This is a genomic window from Protofrankia sp. Cj3, assembly GCF_917627355.1.
GTDB lineage: Bacteria > Actinomycetota > Actinomycetes > Frankiales > Frankiaceae > Protofrankia.
In genome coordinates, this window is record NZ_CAKJTR010000088.1 from 1 (window position 1) to 15,770 (window position 15,770).

A 15,770-nucleotide genomic window follows, 5' to 3' on the forward strand; every position below is an offset into this window, starting at 1 on the left:
CATCACCAGGGTGCAGCTGCGACTGGTCGGGCTGCCCAGCGCGCGGACCACCGCGCTGATCGCCCTGGCCGACGTCACCAGCGCGGTCGAGCTCCTCGCCCGGCTGCGGGCCGCGGTCGGTTCTCTGGACGCCGTCGAGCTGATGTTCGACGACGGCATCGATCTGGTGCGCGGCCACCAGGGCCTGCCGCCGCCCTTTCCCGACCGTCCCGCCGACCGGTCCCGGCCGTCCCGGGCGCACAACACTCCCTACCTGCTGGTGGAGTGCGCCGGGCGCACCGATCCCAGCGACGAGCTCGCCGCCGTGGTCGAGACCGCCACCGGCGTCCTCGACGTCGCCGTCGCGGCCACCCCCACCGAGCAGGCGCGGCTGTGGGCCTACCGGGAGGGCCACACCGCGGCGGTTAACGCCCTCGGCGTCCCCGTCAAACTGGATGTCGCGGTCCCCCTCACCCGCATCACCGCCTTTATCGACGACCTGCGCGAGCTGGTGCCAACCGTGGCGCGGCCGGCCCGCCTCCACCTGTGGGGGCACCTCGCCGAGGCGAACCTGCACGTCAACGTGACCGGCCTCGACCGCGACGACAGCCGCGGGCGCGAGAGGCTCACCGACGCGATCCTCACCCGGGTCGCGGCCGACGGCGGCGGCATCGGCGCCGAACACGGCGTGGGACGCGCCAAAATGGCCTGGGCAGGCCTGTCCCGCTCCCCCGCCGAGCTTGCCGTGATCGCCGCCGTGAAACACGCCTTGGATCCGGCCTGCCTGCTCAACCCCGGTGTCCTCGTCCCGCCCTACGGCATCGCGCTCACGCCGGGCTCGCCCGTGCCCACGCCCCCGCCCCCCGCGTAGACCACCGCACCCCAGGAGAGCGCACGGATCCTATCCGTAACCACCACACGATCCATGATCTCGACGTGCTTGTTGTTATGTACGGTTTTCAGCCGCATAAGAGCGCCCGGCAATAGGGGCGTGGATCAAGGAGCGGGGCTGGGGCACGTACATCGCAAGGCGGCGGAGGGAGCCACCCTGGTATTGGGTGGTGACCGACGACAACACAGCGAGGTGCGTGCCCCAGCCCCGCGACGCCGCGTCCCTATTGCCGGGCGCTCTAAACGTACCCAACGACAAACACACGCCGATCTTGCCAGCGAAATATGACGGCTCGCATCAATCAACATATGCCACGAGCCACACAAACAAACGCGTCATCCACCGGTGGTCGTCGAGCTGGGCCAAAGGGCAAGGGCCAAAGGACGATCAGTTGAGACGGGGGCAGAAGTGCCCGGTCGGCCCGTCCGGGCGTCCGCACAGCACGCACGGGGGCCTACCAGCCGCGACGATGCTGCGGGCCCGTTCCACGAAAGCCTTGGTCTGGTCAAGGGAGAGGGATACCTGGAGGGTGTCGAGCGAGGTGTCGTCGGCGGCGGCGCCTGCCTCACCGCGAGCTCTGCCCGCGGCTTCGACCAGCACCCGCTTGCCGTCCCATGACACGGTGAGCTGGCCGAGGTGGAAGTCCTCCTCGAAGGGGGCGTCCAGCGGCGCGAGATCGACGAAGACCTCCCGGGCCTCGGGTACCCGCACTCCCCCGGTGCGGCTAAGCTGGCCGAGCAACGTCGTCAGCCCTTCAGTGAGCGCATTGACCTCGATCTTCTCCAGGCCGACAGTGACGACATGTCCACGCGAGCTGGCTTGAAGGTAGAAGTCACGTTCGCCGGGCTGGCCGACGGTTCCGACCACGAAACGGTCTGGCGAGTCGAACACGTGCCGCTGCTGCTGGTACACCTCATCCCTCCCTGATGCCCTTGGCCACGCTGGCCTTTCTCGACGCCCTCGGTGCCCGCGAGCGCGCGAACAACATCATGACTGTGCACTTCTCGATCGCTAGATCAGTCAACGTCGCGTCCGCCGGGATTCGTCCCCGGCAACGTTAGCGATATCGAATCTGGTAGTGGTATGGCGGGTAGGCTCTTCATCCGCCGGCGTACCGGCCGCAGCCGGTCGACACGTCCGGTCGGCGCAGCACCGCAGCGGACACACATCGTGGCTTGGCCCCAGCTCGCTGACCGCTAGCCGTGGGCCGTCCCCATACCTACGCTCGTCCAGCAGCTCCCGGACCATGACGACGAACCGCCGGTCGATCCCCACCGTTGCCGCCCGGCGGAATACCAGACCCGCGGCCCTGGCCCGCGCGGCCGCCTCCACATCAAGATCGTAAACGACCTCCATGTGGTCACTGACAAAACCGATCGGTACCACCACAACCGCAGTGATGGTATCAGCGGCGCCGAGCGCGGCCAGCTGGTCGCCGATGTCCGGGGTGAGCCAGGGGACGCCCGGCGGCCCGCTGCGGCTGACATAGGCGAGATCGTGACGATAACGGTGGCCGGTCCGGGCAGCCACCCGGTCGGCGACCGCGGTGGCCGCCGCCGCGAACTGCCGAGGGTACGCGTCACCGTCCGGGCCGCTGGCCACCGACTGCGCGACGGGGATCGAGTGGGCGACGAAGAGCAGCCGTGTGCTCTCCCGCGCCGGCTCGGGAATCGTCCCAAGCGCGTCAACGACATGGTCGACCATGGGCAGAACGAAGCCGGGATGATCAAAGTAGTGCCTCAGCTTGATCAGTTCTGGGGCGGCCGGGCCGGCCGCGGCCCGAGCGTCGGCGAGATTTTCGCGGTACTGGCGACAGCCGGAGTAGGAGGCGAAGACAGACGTGACGAAGCAGGCCGCCCGCCCGACGCCGTCACGGCGCATCCGCTCAAGAGCGTCACCGAGAAACGGCGACCAGTTGCGATTGCCCCAGTACACGGGCAACGGTGCGAGCTCAGCTTCCAGCGCGGCAAGCAGTGCCCGGTTCTGGTCGTTGATCGGGCTGCGGCCGCCGAACCGCCGGTAGTGCTCGGCGACCTCGGCCAGCCGGTCATCGGGGACACCGCGCCCACGGGTGACGTTGCGCAGGAACGGCATGACGTCCTCGGGCGCCTCCGGCCCGCCGAAGGAGACCAGGAGCAACGCGTCGATCCCGACCGGATCGACCGGCCCTGGGCCGCTTCCGATACGAACACCTGTGATCCCGCTGTCGCCCGACACGCCTCGATCGTCCCCCGCGCACGGTGCGCACCGCATCCCGGGCCTGCTGTGCGACCCCGCTTTCAGCATTTCATCAGGTACGCCGGCCAGCGGGCATGGCTGACGCCGCCAGCCACCCGAACGCCCTGACGACCCTCCCGGGCAGCCCGCCCGGCCGGGTGTGGTTCCAGATGAGCTGTATCGCGGTTCGGCCGGCAACGCAGCCAGGGGCCAGCTGGGTGCGGATCACCCGGATAAAGGCTCCGAAAAAGTTCTAATGCCCCATGCCCAGCCCACCGTCAACCGGGATCAGCGCCCCGGTGATGTAGGAGGCCTGCGGCGAGGCCAGGAACGCCACGAGCGCCGCGACATCCTCCGGTTCGCCCATGCTCCGGGCCGGCACATGAGCGACCATATTATCGCGTTGGGCGTCGGTGAGTGCGTCGGTCATGTCGGTGCGGATCGGGCCGGGAGCCACCACGTTCGAGGTGATACCGCGCGGCGCGAGCTCGCGGGCAAGCGAACGGGACAATCCGATCAGCCCGGCCTTGGACGCGGCATAGTTCGCCTGCCCGGCAGCACCCACCGTCGCGACCACCGACGAAATGAAGATCAGACGGCCGCGCCGCATCCGCAGCATCGGCCGAGCCGCCCGCTTGGCCACGCGGTACGCGCCGAGCAGGTTGGTGTCGATGACGTCCTGGAAGACGTCCTCACTCATGGTCAGCAGAAGCGTGTCGCGGGTGATCCCGGCGTTGGACACCAGCACCTCCACCGGCCCCAGCTCAGCTTCGACCTCGGCGAAGGCCTTGTCGACCGTCTCCGCGCTGGTGACATCGAGCCGAACGCCGTACATCCCCTGCGGGGCGTCTCCCCCGCGGCTGGCCACGACCACCCGGTCACCGGTCGCGGCCAACGCGGCCGCGCATGCGGCACCAATGCCTCGGTTACCCCCGGTTACAAGCGCCACACGCCCTTGAGCCTCCGCCATAGTTCGGATGGTAACCGCCAAACGGCGCGCCCAGTGCTCTTCACCGTTGCCAACACACCGAGCTCCCGCGGCGGTGGCTGCCGCCGGCTGTTTCCCGGCCGCCGCCAGCCCGATCCGCGCCCTGGCCGGTGGCCGTATTCGCGTGGACGATGCGCGAGACGATGCGGCCATGCGCCTGACGATCAGAGTCCACCCCGGATCGGCCCGGACCTCGGTCGGCGGCTTCCACCATGGCGCGACCGACGGCCGGTCCAGCGACAGCGCGCTCGTCGTGCGCGTCACCGCCCCCGCTGTGGACGGCCGGGCGACCGCGGCGGCGCTCGCGGCGCTCGCCACCGCCTTTGGCGTCCGCCGCGGCGAAGTCGTGCTGGTAAAGGGGATGACAAGCCGTATGAAGACCGTCGACATCGGCGGGCGGCCCGAGCCCGAGCTACACGACCGGCTCGCCGAGCTCGCTGTCGGCCCCGCCCGGCCGCCAACGTGAGTCGACACCCCCGACGGCCTCGGCCTCGACCTCGGGCCCGCCCTCGGGCCGGCGGCTGCCGAGCACCGAGCCGGGGCCGGGGCCGGGCCCGAGGTCGAGCCGGGTAACGCCTCCGGCAGGTCAGTCGCCCAGATACGGCAGCGCGAGCTTCGCGCTCGTCCCACCGTCGAGCGGCAGCGCCACACCCGTCACATACGCCGACGCATCCGATGCCAGCCACAACACGGCTTCGGCGATCTCCTCCGCGGTCGCCAGCCGGCCGAGGGGGATCTGCCGTTCGTAGCGGGCGAGCCGGTCGTCTCCACCGATCCGGTCGGTGAACCGCGGGCTCGCGACGGCGCCGGGCACGACGGCGTTCACCCGAACCCCGCTGGAGCCGTACTCGACCGCGGCGGAACGCACCAGCTGTACGACGCCGGCCTTGGCCGTCCCGTAGGGGCCTGTCCCCGGCACCGCGCCCATGCCCGCGCCGGAGGCGGTGACAATGATCGAACCACGCCCGGCCGCCGCCATGACCCGCAGCGCCGAACGGACGCAGTAGAAATTGGCATCAAGGTTGAGTGCGATCTCCGCGCGCCATCGGGCGTCGTCGATGGACGCCAGCGGGCCCTGCGCAAGCCCGGCACCGGCGTTGCTGTGCATGACGTCGAGCCGTCCCCGGCTGGCCACGACATCGTTGACGAGGCTGTCGACAAAGTCCGGCTGGGTGACGTCGCCGGGATACTGCTCGGCGCTACCGCCGTCGGCATGGACCCGCGCGACCGTCTCCTTCGCCCGACCATGATCAAGGTCGTTTACCACGACGTGGGCGCCCCGGGCCGCGAACAGGCGTGCGGTTGCCCGCCCGATCCCCGAACCACCGCCGGTGACGATCGCCGTACGGCCGTCAAGACAGTTGATCATTGTAATCAGCCCTCTCCCATTCCCTGCACCAGCCCGCCCGCCCGTCGCCAACGACGGGACCTGGCGCGCCAGACAATCGACATCCCATCAAGTAGCCAGATAAATTAACTCTAATGAAATCCATGCGGACGGACGGAGACCGGTGATGACGGGGATGCTTGTCGGGCGCAAGGCGCTGATCACCGGCGCCGGGCAGGGGGTCGGCCGGGGCATCGCTCTCGCGGTCGCCGCACAGGGCGCCGCTGTCGCCCTTGTCGGGCGGACCGAGTCAAAACTGCTCGACGTCGCGAAGGAAATCCGTGAGGTCGGCGGCGAGGCGGTGACGATACCCGCCGACGTGACCCGCCCCGAGGACATCGCCCGGAGCGTGACCACGGCGGTCGACAGCCTCGGCGGCCTGAACATCCTCGTCAACAATGCCCAGCAGACCGCGCTCGGCGCGCTCCTTGACATCGACGAGCCCGCTCTCCAGGCCTGCTGGGAATCGGGCACCCTCGCCACCTTCCGGTTGATGCGCGCATCTCACCGGTACCTGCGCAACGGCGGCGTCGTGATCAACCTGGGCAGCTCGACGGCGGTGAACCCGATGCCGGTCGGCCGGGGTGTCTACGCCTCGGTCAAAGCCGCGACCCACACGCTCAGCCGGGTGGCGGCGGCGGAGTGGGGCAAGGACGGGATCCGGGTGCTCACGGTACTGCCCGCGTCCACCAGCCCGGCCGCGGAAGCGTGGGCGCAGGCCCAGCCCGCGGAGTACGCCCGCAGCCTCAGCGCCATCCCGCTGGGCCGGCTCGGCGACCCGCTGCGCGACATCGGAGGCGTCGTGGCCTTCCTGTGCAGCGACGCGGCCGGTTACATAACCGGCACGACCATCGCTCTTGACGGTGGCCAGGCGTTCCTGCGCTGACGCCGCCGGCTCGTCTCGACAGGCGGCACACCGGCCACCGGCGTGCCGCCACGAGCCGCAGCCGCGCGGACCGCCTTCTGGATCACCGCCCGCATCGACCACCGTCCACCAGACAGACCCGGGTCGTGGGCCTCATAGCCGAGATGGGTGGTCATCTCGGCATCGAACGCGGTCTCGAGGAGCAGCTTCGTCAACTTCCTGAGCATCCCGCCCGGCCCGGTCAGCGACACCCCTCGGCCCTTGCCTGCTCGACCAGACGCCGAGTGAGTTCCAGTTCCTCGTCGAGGATCGCAGCGCCGCTCTCGGTACCGGCGACCGCTCGTTCGCCCGCGATGGTCTCCGCTGCTGGATGTGTCGCCATGCTGGTCATCTGGTGCCTCCCCTACCTGCGTCTATACACAGAGCGCGATATGGGAGTTACACCGTTGTTCTTACAGCCCGTTGTTCTTACAGCCCCGGAGGCACCTGGGTTCCATTCCCAGGATCAGACAGGCCGGTTCAGCGTAGCGAAGCTGTCGCAGCGCACCACATGATCTCGCTCCTCGATCCAGTAGGAGCAGCAGACTACCGACCACTCGCCATGCTCAGAGCTCGGTACCGGACCGAACCACAGGTTCGGGAAGCCCGGCTCCCGGCGGACACCCTGATACGGATCATCGATACGGGTGAAGATCCAGGCCAATACGAGCTGGCGTAGCTCGTCAGCCGGCTTCTCCTGATCGGCCCACAGGTCGAACCGCTCCAGGAAGCCGACCAGCTGCCAGGGTGTGGTGTCAGCCACTCTGTCCCAGCCGGGCATGTAGCTCGTTCAGGTCATCGGGCCGGCCCGGGCCGCGCCGCTCGGCCGCGCCGGCCAGCCAGCCAGCGACCGCCGCGGAGTCCAGGACGGGTTCGTCCTCGGCGGTGGCCGGTGCGCCGGCGGTCGCGAAGTACTCCCGCATGGACTGCACGGTAATCGGCGCCGAGTCACCGGGGCGCCGACCCTGGTTCGCCGTGTACCAGGGGAGCTCGCCGTGGCTGAGGATCTCGAGGTCGTGGCCCGTCAGCGCGCCGTACCGGCTGAGCACGTACCCGATGGTGTTCAGTTCGGCCTCGCCGCCGGCGTCGACGCGGCCGGGCGGCCGGGCCGTCCCGTATTTCTCGTCCCGCCACAGCTCAGCCACCACGGGGCCCATGTCCCACGCTGAGATCGCCTCGCTGAACAGCGGTTCGTCGAAGGCCGCGAGATGGTGGCCCTGGCAGTAGTAGAGCAGCTTGTGCAGCTTCTTCGCGCCCAGGCCGGGAAGCCGGGCACGGAGGATGGCTGCCACGTCGCGTGCCGGGATCGGCATGGCGCCTCCTGATCGGTCGTCAAGGATGTCTCTGGCTACTGTAGTTTCAATCCCTCCTGGGAGCGATGAGGACCCTACGGCCGCCAGCCACACCACCCTGTAGGCCGGATGGGCGTTAATGCTCGGCGAGGTCCCGCTCCAGCCGGATCACCTGGAGCTCGCGGGCAGAGGAAGGCGCCCTGCTGCTGGGCGCCGGCTGACGACAACGCGGCCGGGCGGGATGCGGGGAGCCGCGAGCCGGACAGTCCTATCCTCGGTCGCTCTTGTTCGGCTAGGTGCCGATCGCGTGCACACCGCCGTCCACATGAATGATCTCCCCGGTGGTGGCGGGGAACCAGTCCGACAGCAGCGCCACGCAGGCTTGCGCTGTGGGGCCGGTGTCGTGGATGTTCCAGCCCAGTGGCGCACGCTCGTCCCAGACGCTCTCGAACCGCTCGAACCCGGGGATGCTCTTGGCGGCCATCGTGCGCAGCGGCCCCGCCGCGACCAGGTTGACCCGCACCCCGCGAGGTCCAAGATCACGAGCGAGATAGCGGGTGGCGGACTCCAGACCGGCCTTGGCCACCCCCATCCAGTCATAGGACGGCCAGGCCACCGCCGCGTCGAAGTCGAGCCCGACGACCGACACCCGCTCGCTGAACAGCGGCAGGGCTGCCCGGCACAGGGCAGCCAGCGACCAGGTCGAAACCTGTACCGCGGTGGCGACCTCGGCCCAGGGGGCCTCCACGAACGGCTTCCCGCCCAGCACGGATTCGGGTGCGAAGCCGATCGCGTGCAGTACGCCGTCCAGCCCGTCGGTGTGCTCAAGCACCCGGTCGGACAACGCGCTCAGGTGCCCTTCGTCGGTCACGTCCAGCTCGATGACGGGAGCCTCGGCAGGCAGCCGCCTGGCGATCCGCCGGGTCAGCGACAGCCCGCGGCCGAAGCCTGTCAGCACCACCGTCGCGCCCTGTTCCTGGGCGATCCGGGCGACCCCGAACGCGATGGACGCATCGGTCAAGACGCCGGTGACAAGGATGCGCTTACCTACAAGGAGTCCACTCACAGGCGGCATCCTGTCAAACATCACCAGTGCCTGGCGAGACGCCGCACCGACAAATTCACCCGCCGCCAGCCGTGGATCCCGCACGACCGAGCGCCCACAGCATGATCGCTTCGATGACGCTGGCCGGCGTCAACACGGCGTAGGAATTTTCCGGATGACCGTACACAGGGCGTCAACGCCGGCCGCATGTGCCGCCCGCCTGGTCCAGCATGACCGACGGCAGACCAGGGCGGCTGCCGTGAGCTGAAGGAGTGTGCGGTGTCCGGTGCGCCGCGGGGCTGGCAGGTCCGCGCCTGCGGGCGGACGGCATCCGGCTGGCCTTCCGCCGCTGCCCGTGTGACGAGCCCGGTGGCGGCCGGCCACCGGACATCCCCTGCCCGACCGACTCGAAGGCCAGGAGCGCCCATGCGTGACGTTCTGTTCGTGCTTATCACCATCGTGGTCTTCGCGCTGCTCGCGCTGACCGCGAAGGGAGCGGAAAAGCTGTGAACGCGGAAAACATCGTCGGCTTGGTCCTCGCCGCCGCGACCACGGTCTTCCTGGTGGTCGCCATCCTGTTCCCGGAGAGGTTCTAGATGAACACGACGACCGCGGGGCTCGTCTTCGTCGTCGTGCTCGTTGGCGCCCTTGCTCTGTCCTACGGGCCGTTCGGCGACTACATGTACCGCGTCTACACGGGCACCCGGCACCTGCGGGTGGAACGCGGCGTGTACCGGCTGGTGGGGGTGGATCCCGAGGCCGACCAGCGCTGGAGCACCTACCTGCGCAGCGTGCTGGCGTTCTCCGTCGTCGGCGTGCTGTTCCTCTACGCCCTCCTGCGGCTGCAGCATCGGCTGCCGCTCAGCCTCGGTTTCGCGGGGATGGAACCGGGCCAGGCGTTCAACACGGCGGTGAGTTTCGTCACCAACACGAACTGGCAGTCGTACTCCGGTGAGTCGACGCTCGGCCATCTCGCGCAGATGGCCGGTCTCGCCGTACAGAACTTCGTCTCGGCCGCGGTCGGCATGTCGGTCGCGATCGCGCTGGTCCGCGGCCTCACCCGCAAACGGACCGACCAGGTCGGCAACTTCTGGGTCGACCTGACCCGGACCTGCCTGCGCATCCTGCTGCCGGTCGCCGTCGTGGCCGCGGTCGTGCTGATCGCCGGCGGCGTGATCCAGAACCTGCACGGCAGCCGCGCCGTCACCACGCTGGCCGGCGGCACGCAGAGGGTGACCGGCGGCCCGGTGGCCAGCCAGGAGGCCATCAAGGAGTTCGGCACCAACGGCGGCGGTTTCTACAACGTCAACTCCGCGCACCCGTTCGAGAACCCAACGAGCTGGACGAACTGGCTCCAGATCTATCTGCTGCTGCTCATCGGCTTCTCGCTGCCGCGGACGTTCGGCCGGCTGGTCGGCAACACCCGCCAGGGGCTCGCGATCGTAGCGGTGATGGCCAGCCTGCTGATCGCGAGCTTCGCGGTGAACGCGGGCTTCCAGATGGCCCACCACGGCACCGTGCCGGGCGCGGTCGGCGCGGCGGCGGAGGGCACCGAAACCCGGTTCGGGATACCCGACTCGGCCGCATTCGCCAGTAGCACGACGATGACCTCCACTGGGGCGGTCGACTCGTTCCACGACTCCTACACGAGCCTCGGCGGGGCGACACTCCTAGTGAACATGATGCTCGGGGAGATCGCTCCGGGTGGCACCGGGTCGGGGCTGTACGGCATGCTCATCCTGGCCGTGATCACGGTGTTCGTCGCCGGGCTGATGATCGGACGGACGCCTGAGTACCTCGGGAAGAAAATCGGCAGCCGGGAGATCAAGTTCGCCTCCCTCTACATCCTCACCACACCGGCGGTCGCGCTGATCGGCACGGCGGCCGCGATGGCCCGGCCCGGTGAGCGGGCCGGGATGCTCAACGCGGGCGCGCACGGCCTTTCCGAGGTCCTTTACGCTTTCACCTCAGCGGCGAACAACAACGGCTCCGCCTTCGCCGGCATCACCGTGAACACCAACTGGTACAACACGGCGCTGGGCATCGCGATGCTCGCCGGGCGGTTCCTGCCGATGGTGTTCGTTCTCGGCCTGGCCGGGTCGCTGGCCCGCCAGCAGCCGGTGCCGATCTCGGCCGGAACCTTGCCGACCCAACGGCCGCAGTTCGCCGGGATGCTCGCCGGCGTCGCCGTCATCGTCGTCGCGCTCACCTACTTCCCGGCGCTCGCGCTCGGGCCTCTCGCGGAGGGCCTGCACTGATGTCCACCACTGCGATCGGAGCGCCCGTGTCACCGCCTGACATCCCAGCCCACCCGGCGCACCCAGCCCAGCCGGGGCAGCCGGGGCCACCGCGCCAGGTGCGGGGCGGGCTGCTCGACCCGAGACAGCTGTGGCGTTCCGCCCCGGGCGCGCTGCGCAAGCTGAATCCGGCGACGCTCTACCGCAACCCGGTCATGTTCATCGTCGAGATCGGCGCGGTCTTCACCACTGTGCTCGCGATCCGCGACGAGACGGCGTTCGCCTGGCTGATCGTCATCTGGTTGTGGCTGACCACGCTGTTCGCCAACCTCGCCGAGGCGGTCGCCGAAGGCCGCGGGAAGGCACAGGCCGAAGCGTTGCGGCGGACGAAGACCGACACCCTCGCCCGGCGCCTGACGCCCGCGGGCGGCGAGGAACAGGTGCCCGCACCGCGGCTACGCCAAGGTGACCGGGTCGTCGTCGAAGCGGGCGAGTTCATCCCCGGTGACGGAGACGTCGTCGAGGGCATCGCCAGCGTGGACGAGTCGGCGATCACCGGCGAGTCCGCGCCGGTGATCCGCGAGGCGGGCGGCGACCGCTCGTCGGTGACCGGCGGCACCCGGGTGCTGTCCGACCGCATCGTCGTGGAGATCACCCAGAAGCCGGGAGAGAGCTTCATCGACCGGATGATCGCGCTGGTGGAAGGCGCGAACCGGCAGAAGACCCCGAACGAGATCGCGCTGAACATCCTGCTGGCCTCGTTGACGATCGTCTTCGTGCTCGCGGTCGCGACACTGCAGCCGCTGGCGATCTTCTCGAAAGCACAGCAGCCCGGTATCCCCGACACCTCGGCGCTGGGCGGCAACGGGGTGACCGGCATCGTGCTGGTGTCGCTGCTGGTCTGCCTGATCCCCACCACGATCGGTGCGCTGCTGTCGGCGATCGGCATCGCCGGCATGGACCGGCTGGTGCAACGCAACGTGCTGGCGATGAGCGGCCGGGCCGTGGAAGCCGCCGGTGATGTCAACACCCTGCTGCTGGACAAAACCGGGACGATCACAATCGGCAACCGGGAGGCACGCGAGTTCCTCCCGGTCGGCGGCACCGATGAGCACGAGCTGGCCAGGGCCGCGCAGCTGTCCTCGCTGGCCGACGAGACGCCCGAGGGCCGCTCCATCGTCATCTACGCCAAGAACACCTACGGCCTGCGGGAACGCGCCCCCGGCGAGTTGACCCACGCACGGTTCGTCGCGTTCACCGCGCAGACCCGGATGTCGGGGGTGGACCTCGGCGGCAGCGCCGGGGGCCAGCCGGCGAGCGAGGTCCGCAAGGGCGCGGCCAGCTCCGTCATGGCCTGGGTCACCGAACGCGGCGGGACGATCCCGCCGGACGCCGGTGAGCTGGTGGACGGCATCTCCGCCTCCGGCGGCACCCCGCTGCTGGTCGCCGAGGCCACGGACGGGGCTGCTCGGGTCCTCGGCATCGTCGCCCTGCGCGACATCGTCAAGCAGGGCATGCGGGAGCGGTTCGACGAGATGCGGCGGATGGGCATCCGGACAGTAATGATCACCGGTGACAACCCGCTGACCGCCCGCTCCATCGCCGAGGAGGCCGGGGTCGACGACTTCCTCGCCGAGGCGACCCCCGAGGACAAGCTCGCGCTGATCCGGCGGGAGCAGGAGGGTGGCAAGCTGGTCGCGATGACCGGCGACGGGACCAACGACGCTCCCGCGCTGGCCCAGGCCGACGTCGGCGTCGCCATGAACTCCGGCACGTCGGCGGCGAAGGAAGCCGGCAACATGGTTGACCTCGATTCCAACCCGACGAAGCTCATCGAGATCGTCGAAATCGGCAAGCAGCTCCTCATCACCCGCGGGGCGTTGACCACGTTCTCCATCGCCAACGACGTCGCCAAGTACTTCGCGATCATCCCGGCGATATTCGCCGCGGTGTACCCGGGCCTGGACACACTCAACATCATGCGGCTGCACAGCCCGCAGTCGGCGATCCTGTCCGCGGTCATCTTCAACGCTCTGGTCATCATCGCGCTGATCCCGCTCGCCCTGCGCGGGGTGCGCTATCGGCCGGCGAGCGCCTCGCGGATGCTGCGCCGTAACCTCTGCCTCTATGGTCTCGGCGGGCTGATCGTTCCGTTCATCGGCATCAAGCTCATCGATCTGGCCATCCAGTTCATCCCCGGAGCCCGGTGACTGTCATGTTCTCTCGCGTCCCTGTCTGGATCCGCCAGCACCTTGCCGCGCTACGGGCGATACTCGTCTTCACCATCCTGCTCGGCTTGGGCTACCCGCTGCTGGTTCTCGCCATCGCCCAGCTCCCCGGCCTGAAGGACAAGGCCGACGGCTCGTTCGTCCGCGATGCCAGGGGCACCGTGGCCGGCTCGAGCCTGATCGGCCAGTCGTTCACCGACGACAAGGGCAACCCGATCACGAAGTACTTCCAGAGCCGGCCGTCGGCGGCCGGCGGCGGCTACGACCCGACCGCGACCAGCGCGAGCAACCTGGGCCCGGAAAGCATCGTCGACACCCTGGCGGACCCGAACGTGACCGACGATTCCGGCAAGCAGAGCCTGCTCACCCAGGTCTGTGCCCGCAGCGCCGCGATCGGCACGCTCGAGGGCGTCGACGGGTCGCGGCCGAACTGCACGCCTGGCGGCGTCGGGGCCGTCCTGTCGGTGTTCTACGACCAGCCCGGCTACCAGGGCGCTGTCACCCGCGTGGTCAGTGTCAACGAGGAGTGCCCGGCTGCTCCGTTCATCACGAGTTTCGCCGGGATGAAGGTCGAGTGCCACACCTTCGGTGACGATGTCTCCGCCGGCAAGCTGGTCGTCGTGCGTGGCGACGCACCCGCCACACCGGCGGTGCCTGCCGACGCGGTCACCGCCAGTGGCAGTGGGCTTGACCCCGATATCTCCCCCGCCTATGCCCGCCTGCAGGTCAACCGGGTGGCGAGGGCCCGTGGCCTCGATCCGGCCGTTGTCCGCGCGCTGGTCGACGACCACGTCCACGGCCGGGCGGTGGGCTTCCTGGGTGAGCCCACCGTCAACGTCCTCAACCTGAACAGGGCGCTGGAGCGGCTGCGCTGAAGCAGACTGCACAGTAGTCGCCAGCTGACAGCGGCCAGGTGACAGGGGCCAGCCTGGGGAACCGCGCACCCGCTCATCCGCGCCTGGCCCGCTGGCGCGGATGAGCGGCCCGCGCCGAGGAACGGAGTCGGATATGCCCGGTCATGGTTCGGTCGGCGGAGCTGCCGACAAGGGGCGCGCGGCTCCGGCCAGCACCAGCCCCGCCGCGGGGGCCGCGCATCCGGCGCGCCGGCCATGAGCCGGGTCCTTGTCGTCGACGACGAGCCGCAGCTCGTGCGTGCCCTGCGCATCAACCTGCATGCGCGCGGCTACGAGGTGCAGACCGCCGAGGACGGACGGCAGGCGCTCCGCCGCGCGGGCTCTTACCAGCCCGACATCATCCTGCTCGACCTGGGCCTGCCGGACCTTGATGGCGTTGAGATCATCCGCGGGGTTCGCGGCTGGAGCACGGTCCCGATCATCGTGCTGTCAGGCCGGGTCGGCAGCAGCGACAAGGTCGCGGCGCTCGACGCCGGGGCCGACGACTACGTCACCAAACCATTCGACATCGACGAATTGTTAGCACGCCTGCGCGCGGTGTCACGCCGTACGCCGGGCGGCGAGGACCTGGAACCGATCATCATCGGCAACTGCCAGATCGACCTCGCCGCCCATACGGTCACCTGTGCTGTGCCCGCGGCGAGGGCCGCCCGCGGCCCGGCCGTGCCGGCTGGGGCGGGCCGCGACATCCGGCTCACCCCGACCGAGTGGGCGCTGCTGGAGGTCCTGCTACGCCACCCGGGCAAACTGGTCAGCCAACGCCAGCTCCTCACCACGGTGTGGGGACCATCCACTCCAGACAGCCATTACCTGCGCGAATACATGGCCCGGCTCCGGCGCAAGCTGGAGCCCGACCCATCGCGCCCCCGCCACCTGCTCACCGAACCGGGCATGGGCTGCCGCTTCCGGCCATAAGAGGCTCCGGCGACAGGGGCGTGGATCAAGGAGCGGGGCTGGGGTGCGTGCATCGCGAGGCGGTGGAGGGAGCCACCGGAGGTGGTGGGCGGCGACCGACGGCAACGCGGCCAGGTGCGTGCCCAGCCCCGCGTCTTCCGGTGCCGCTGGCTGGGTACCGTGGCGAGAACGTGCCCGGACCGACGCCGGACGCCGACCGTTATTGATACCGGCACGATCCGTGGGAAGGCGGTGCCACGGTGTTGAACAGGGGTGTTCGCCTCGTCCGCCGGATCGCGGTGACCACGGCCGGGGTGAGCGTGCTCGGGGTGGGCGTCGCGCTGCTCGCCCTGCCCGGCCCGGGGTTCCTCGTCATCGCGCTGGGGTTCTTCATCCTGAGTCTGGAGTACGAATGGGCCCGCCGGCGGTTCGACAAGGCCCGGAAAAAGGCCGCCGACCTTGCTGACCAGGCCGCGGCGGCAATGTGGTCAGCCGCCTTCACGATCGTGTTCGGGCTTGGCATGGTTGCCGCCGGTATCGTGTGGATCACGGTGAAAGGGCTGCCCTTCTCCTCCGCGTGGACGGGAGGCAGCCTCATTTTCGGTGGCCTGGTGATTCTCGCCACGATGCTGGTGAGTCTGTGGCAGGCCAGACAGGCGCGCAACGCCGGCCGGCTGACCCCGGCGCAGCTGCTCGACCGGGCGGAGGAACACCAACGCCGCGAGCGGGCGTCGGCCGTCTCTCCCTCCACCGCTGGAGGTTCCCAACCAGGTGAGCCACCGCCTGCCTGAGA

At 69.5% G+C, this 15,770-nt stretch carries 18 protein-coding genes; 10 read left to right on the forward strand and 8 right to left on the reverse strand.

Features of this window, described 5'->3' with window-relative positions:
* A partial coding sequence (locus tag MJ783_RS13460; protein ID WP_305039494.1) for an FAD-binding oxidoreductase occupies positions 1–850 on the forward strand: 850 nt, incomplete at its 5' end.
* Positions 851–1,258: 408 nt separating this feature from the next.
* On the opposite strand, the gene MJ783_RS13465 is transcribed toward MJ783_RS13460, so the two are convergent.
* From MJ783_RS13465 to fabG, 3 genes are all read right to left on the reverse strand, one after another.
* Positions 1,259–1,783, reverse strand: a complete 525-nt coding sequence (locus tag MJ783_RS13465; protein ID WP_239310775.1) for a DUF3090 domain-containing protein — start codon at positions 1,781–1,783, stop codon at positions 1,259–1,261.
* 108 nt (positions 1,784–1,891) lie between these two features.
* Positions 1,892–3,088: a ferrochelatase gene (locus MJ783_RS13470; protein ID WP_370651620.1), complete on the reverse strand. Its 1,197-nt coding sequence runs from the start codon at positions 3,086–3,088 to the stop codon at positions 1,892–1,894.
* Positions 3,089–3,341: 253 nt separating this feature from the next.
* A complete protein-coding gene (fabG, locus tag MJ783_RS13475) occupies positions 3,342–4,058 on the reverse strand; it encodes a 3-oxoacyl-ACP reductase FabG (RefSeq protein ID WP_239310776.1) in 717 nt (238 codons plus the stop codon).
* Positions 4,059–4,227: 169 nt separating this feature from the next.
* Here fabG and MJ783_RS13480 point away from each other — a divergent pair, with 169 nt between their 5' ends.
* Positions 4,228–4,542 (forward strand): DUF167 domain-containing protein, encoded by a 315-nt coding sequence (locus MJ783_RS13480; RefSeq protein WP_239310777.1) that lies wholly within the window; start codon positions 4,228–4,230, stop codon positions 4,540–4,542.
* A gap of 120 nt (positions 4,543–4,662) precedes the next feature.
* Here MJ783_RS13480 and MJ783_RS13485 read toward each other — a convergent pair whose 3' ends face one another.
* On the reverse strand, positions 4,663–5,445 hold the full coding sequence (locus MJ783_RS13485) for an SDR family NAD(P)-dependent oxidoreductase (RefSeq protein WP_239310778.1): 783 nt from the start codon (positions 5,443–5,445) through the stop codon (positions 4,663–4,665).
* 145 nt (positions 5,446–5,590) lie between these two features.
* On the opposite strand from MJ783_RS13485, the gene MJ783_RS13490 reads away from it, so the two are divergent.
* Entirely contained in the window at positions 5,591–6,349 is a 759-nt protein-coding gene (locus MJ783_RS13490; RefSeq protein WP_239310779.1) for an SDR family NAD(P)-dependent oxidoreductase, read from the forward strand.
* A gap of 220 nt (positions 6,350–6,569) precedes the next feature.
* Here the strand turns inward: MJ783_RS13490 and MJ783_RS13495 are convergent, their stop codons facing one another.
* From MJ783_RS13495 to fabI, 4 genes are all read right to left on the reverse strand, one after another.
* The gene (locus MJ783_RS13495) at positions 6,570–6,719 is read right to left on the reverse strand and encodes a hypothetical protein (RefSeq protein ID WP_239310780.1); all 150 of its coding nucleotides are present in this window, start codon (positions 6,717–6,719) and stop codon (positions 6,570–6,572) included.
* A 114-nt stretch (positions 6,720–6,833) separates the two neighbouring features.
* On the reverse strand, positions 6,834–7,130 hold the full coding sequence (locus MJ783_RS13500) for a hypothetical protein (protein WP_239310781.1): 297 nt from the start codon (positions 7,128–7,130) through the stop codon (positions 6,834–6,836).
* On the reverse strand, positions 7,123–7,680 hold the full coding sequence (locus tag MJ783_RS13505; protein WP_239310782.1) for a Panacea domain-containing protein: 558 nt from the start codon (positions 7,678–7,680) through the stop codon (positions 7,123–7,125). Before MJ783_RS13505 ends, MJ783_RS13500 begins: the two co-directional genes overlap by 8 nt.
* A gap of 271 nt (positions 7,681–7,951) precedes the next feature.
* The gene (gene fabI, locus MJ783_RS13510) at positions 7,952–8,725 is read right to left on the reverse strand and encodes an enoyl-ACP reductase FabI (protein ID WP_239310783.1); all 774 of its coding nucleotides are present in this window, start codon (positions 8,723–8,725) and stop codon (positions 7,952–7,954) included.
* A 258-nt stretch (positions 8,726–8,983) separates the two neighbouring features.
* Between fabI and MJ783_RS13515 the strand changes: the two genes are divergently transcribed.
* From MJ783_RS13515 to MJ783_RS13545, 7 genes are all read left to right on the forward strand, one after another.
* Positions 8,984–9,214: a hypothetical protein gene (locus tag MJ783_RS13515; RefSeq protein WP_239310784.1), complete on the forward strand. Its 231-nt coding sequence runs from the start codon at positions 8,984–8,986 to the stop codon at positions 9,212–9,214.
* The gene (locus MJ783_RS13520) at positions 9,211–9,300 is read left to right on the forward strand and encodes a potassium-transporting ATPase subunit F (protein WP_239310785.1); all 90 of its coding nucleotides are present in this window, start codon (positions 9,211–9,213) and stop codon (positions 9,298–9,300) included. The genes MJ783_RS13515 and MJ783_RS13520 overlap by 4 nt, the downstream gene beginning before the upstream one ends.
* A complete protein-coding gene (kdpA, locus tag MJ783_RS13525; protein ID WP_239310786.1) occupies positions 9,301–10,962 on the forward strand; it encodes a potassium-transporting ATPase subunit KdpA in 1,662 nt (553 codons plus the stop codon).
* Positions 10,962–13,151: a potassium-transporting ATPase subunit KdpB gene (gene kdpB, locus MJ783_RS13530; protein WP_239310787.1), complete on the forward strand. Its 2,190-nt coding sequence runs from the start codon at positions 10,962–10,964 to the stop codon at positions 13,149–13,151. The genes kdpA and kdpB overlap by 1 nt, the downstream gene beginning before the upstream one ends.
* Before the next feature lie 5 nt (positions 13,152–13,156).
* On the forward strand, positions 13,157–14,044 hold the full coding sequence (locus MJ783_RS13535) for a potassium-transporting ATPase subunit C (protein ID WP_239310788.1): 888 nt from the start codon (positions 13,157–13,159) through the stop codon (positions 14,042–14,044).
* A gap of 234 nt (positions 14,045–14,278) precedes the next feature.
* Positions 14,279–14,998, forward strand: coding sequence for a response regulator (locus MJ783_RS13540; protein WP_239310789.1), 720 nt, complete (start codon positions 14,279–14,281; stop codon positions 14,996–14,998).
* Positions 14,999–15,237: 239 nt separating this feature from the next.
* Positions 15,238–15,768, forward strand: coding sequence for a PGPGW domain-containing protein (locus MJ783_RS13545; protein ID WP_239310790.1), 531 nt, complete (start codon positions 15,238–15,240; stop codon positions 15,766–15,768).
* Positions 15,769–15,770 lie beyond the last annotated feature (2 nt).

What these genes read in the sequence shown, in the direction of transcription:
- fabG (WP_239310776.1), bottom strand. Translation starts at nt 4,058, where the DNA reads ATGGCGGAGGCTCAAGGGCGTGTGGCGCTTGTAACCGGGGGTAACCGA.
- MJ783_RS13480 (WP_239310777.1), top strand. Translation starts at nt 4,228, where the DNA reads ATGCGCCTGACGATCAGAGTCCACCCCGGATCGGCCCGGACCTCGGTC.
- MJ783_RS13485 (WP_239310778.1), bottom strand. Translation starts at nt 5,445, where the DNA reads ATGATCAACTGTCTTGACGGCCGTACGGCGATCGTCACCGGCGGTGGT.
- MJ783_RS13490 (WP_239310779.1), top strand. Translation starts at nt 5,591, where the DNA reads ATGACGGGGATGCTTGTCGGGCGCAAGGCGCTGATCACCGGCGCCGGG.
- MJ783_RS13495 (WP_239310780.1), bottom strand. Translation starts at nt 6,719, where the DNA reads ATGACCAGCATGGCGACACATCCAGCAGCGGAGACCATCGCGGGCGAA.
- MJ783_RS13505 (WP_239310782.1), bottom strand. Translation starts at nt 7,680, where the DNA reads ATGCCGATCCCGGCACGCGACGTGGCAGCCATCCTCCGTGCCCGGCTT.
- kdpA (WP_239310786.1), top strand. Translation starts at nt 9,301, where the DNA reads ATGAACACGACGACCGCGGGGCTCGTCTTCGTCGTCGTGCTCGTTGGC.
- kdpB (WP_239310787.1), top strand. Translation starts at nt 10,962, where the DNA reads ATGTCCACCACTGCGATCGGAGCGCCCGTGTCACCGCCTGACATCCCA.
- MJ783_RS13535 (WP_239310788.1), top strand. Translation starts at nt 13,157, where the DNA reads ATGTTCTCTCGCGTCCCTGTCTGGATCCGCCAGCACCTTGCCGCGCTA.
- MJ783_RS13540 (WP_239310789.1), top strand. Translation starts at nt 14,279, where the DNA reads ATGAGCCGGGTCCTTGTCGTCGACGACGAGCCGCAGCTCGTGCGTGCC.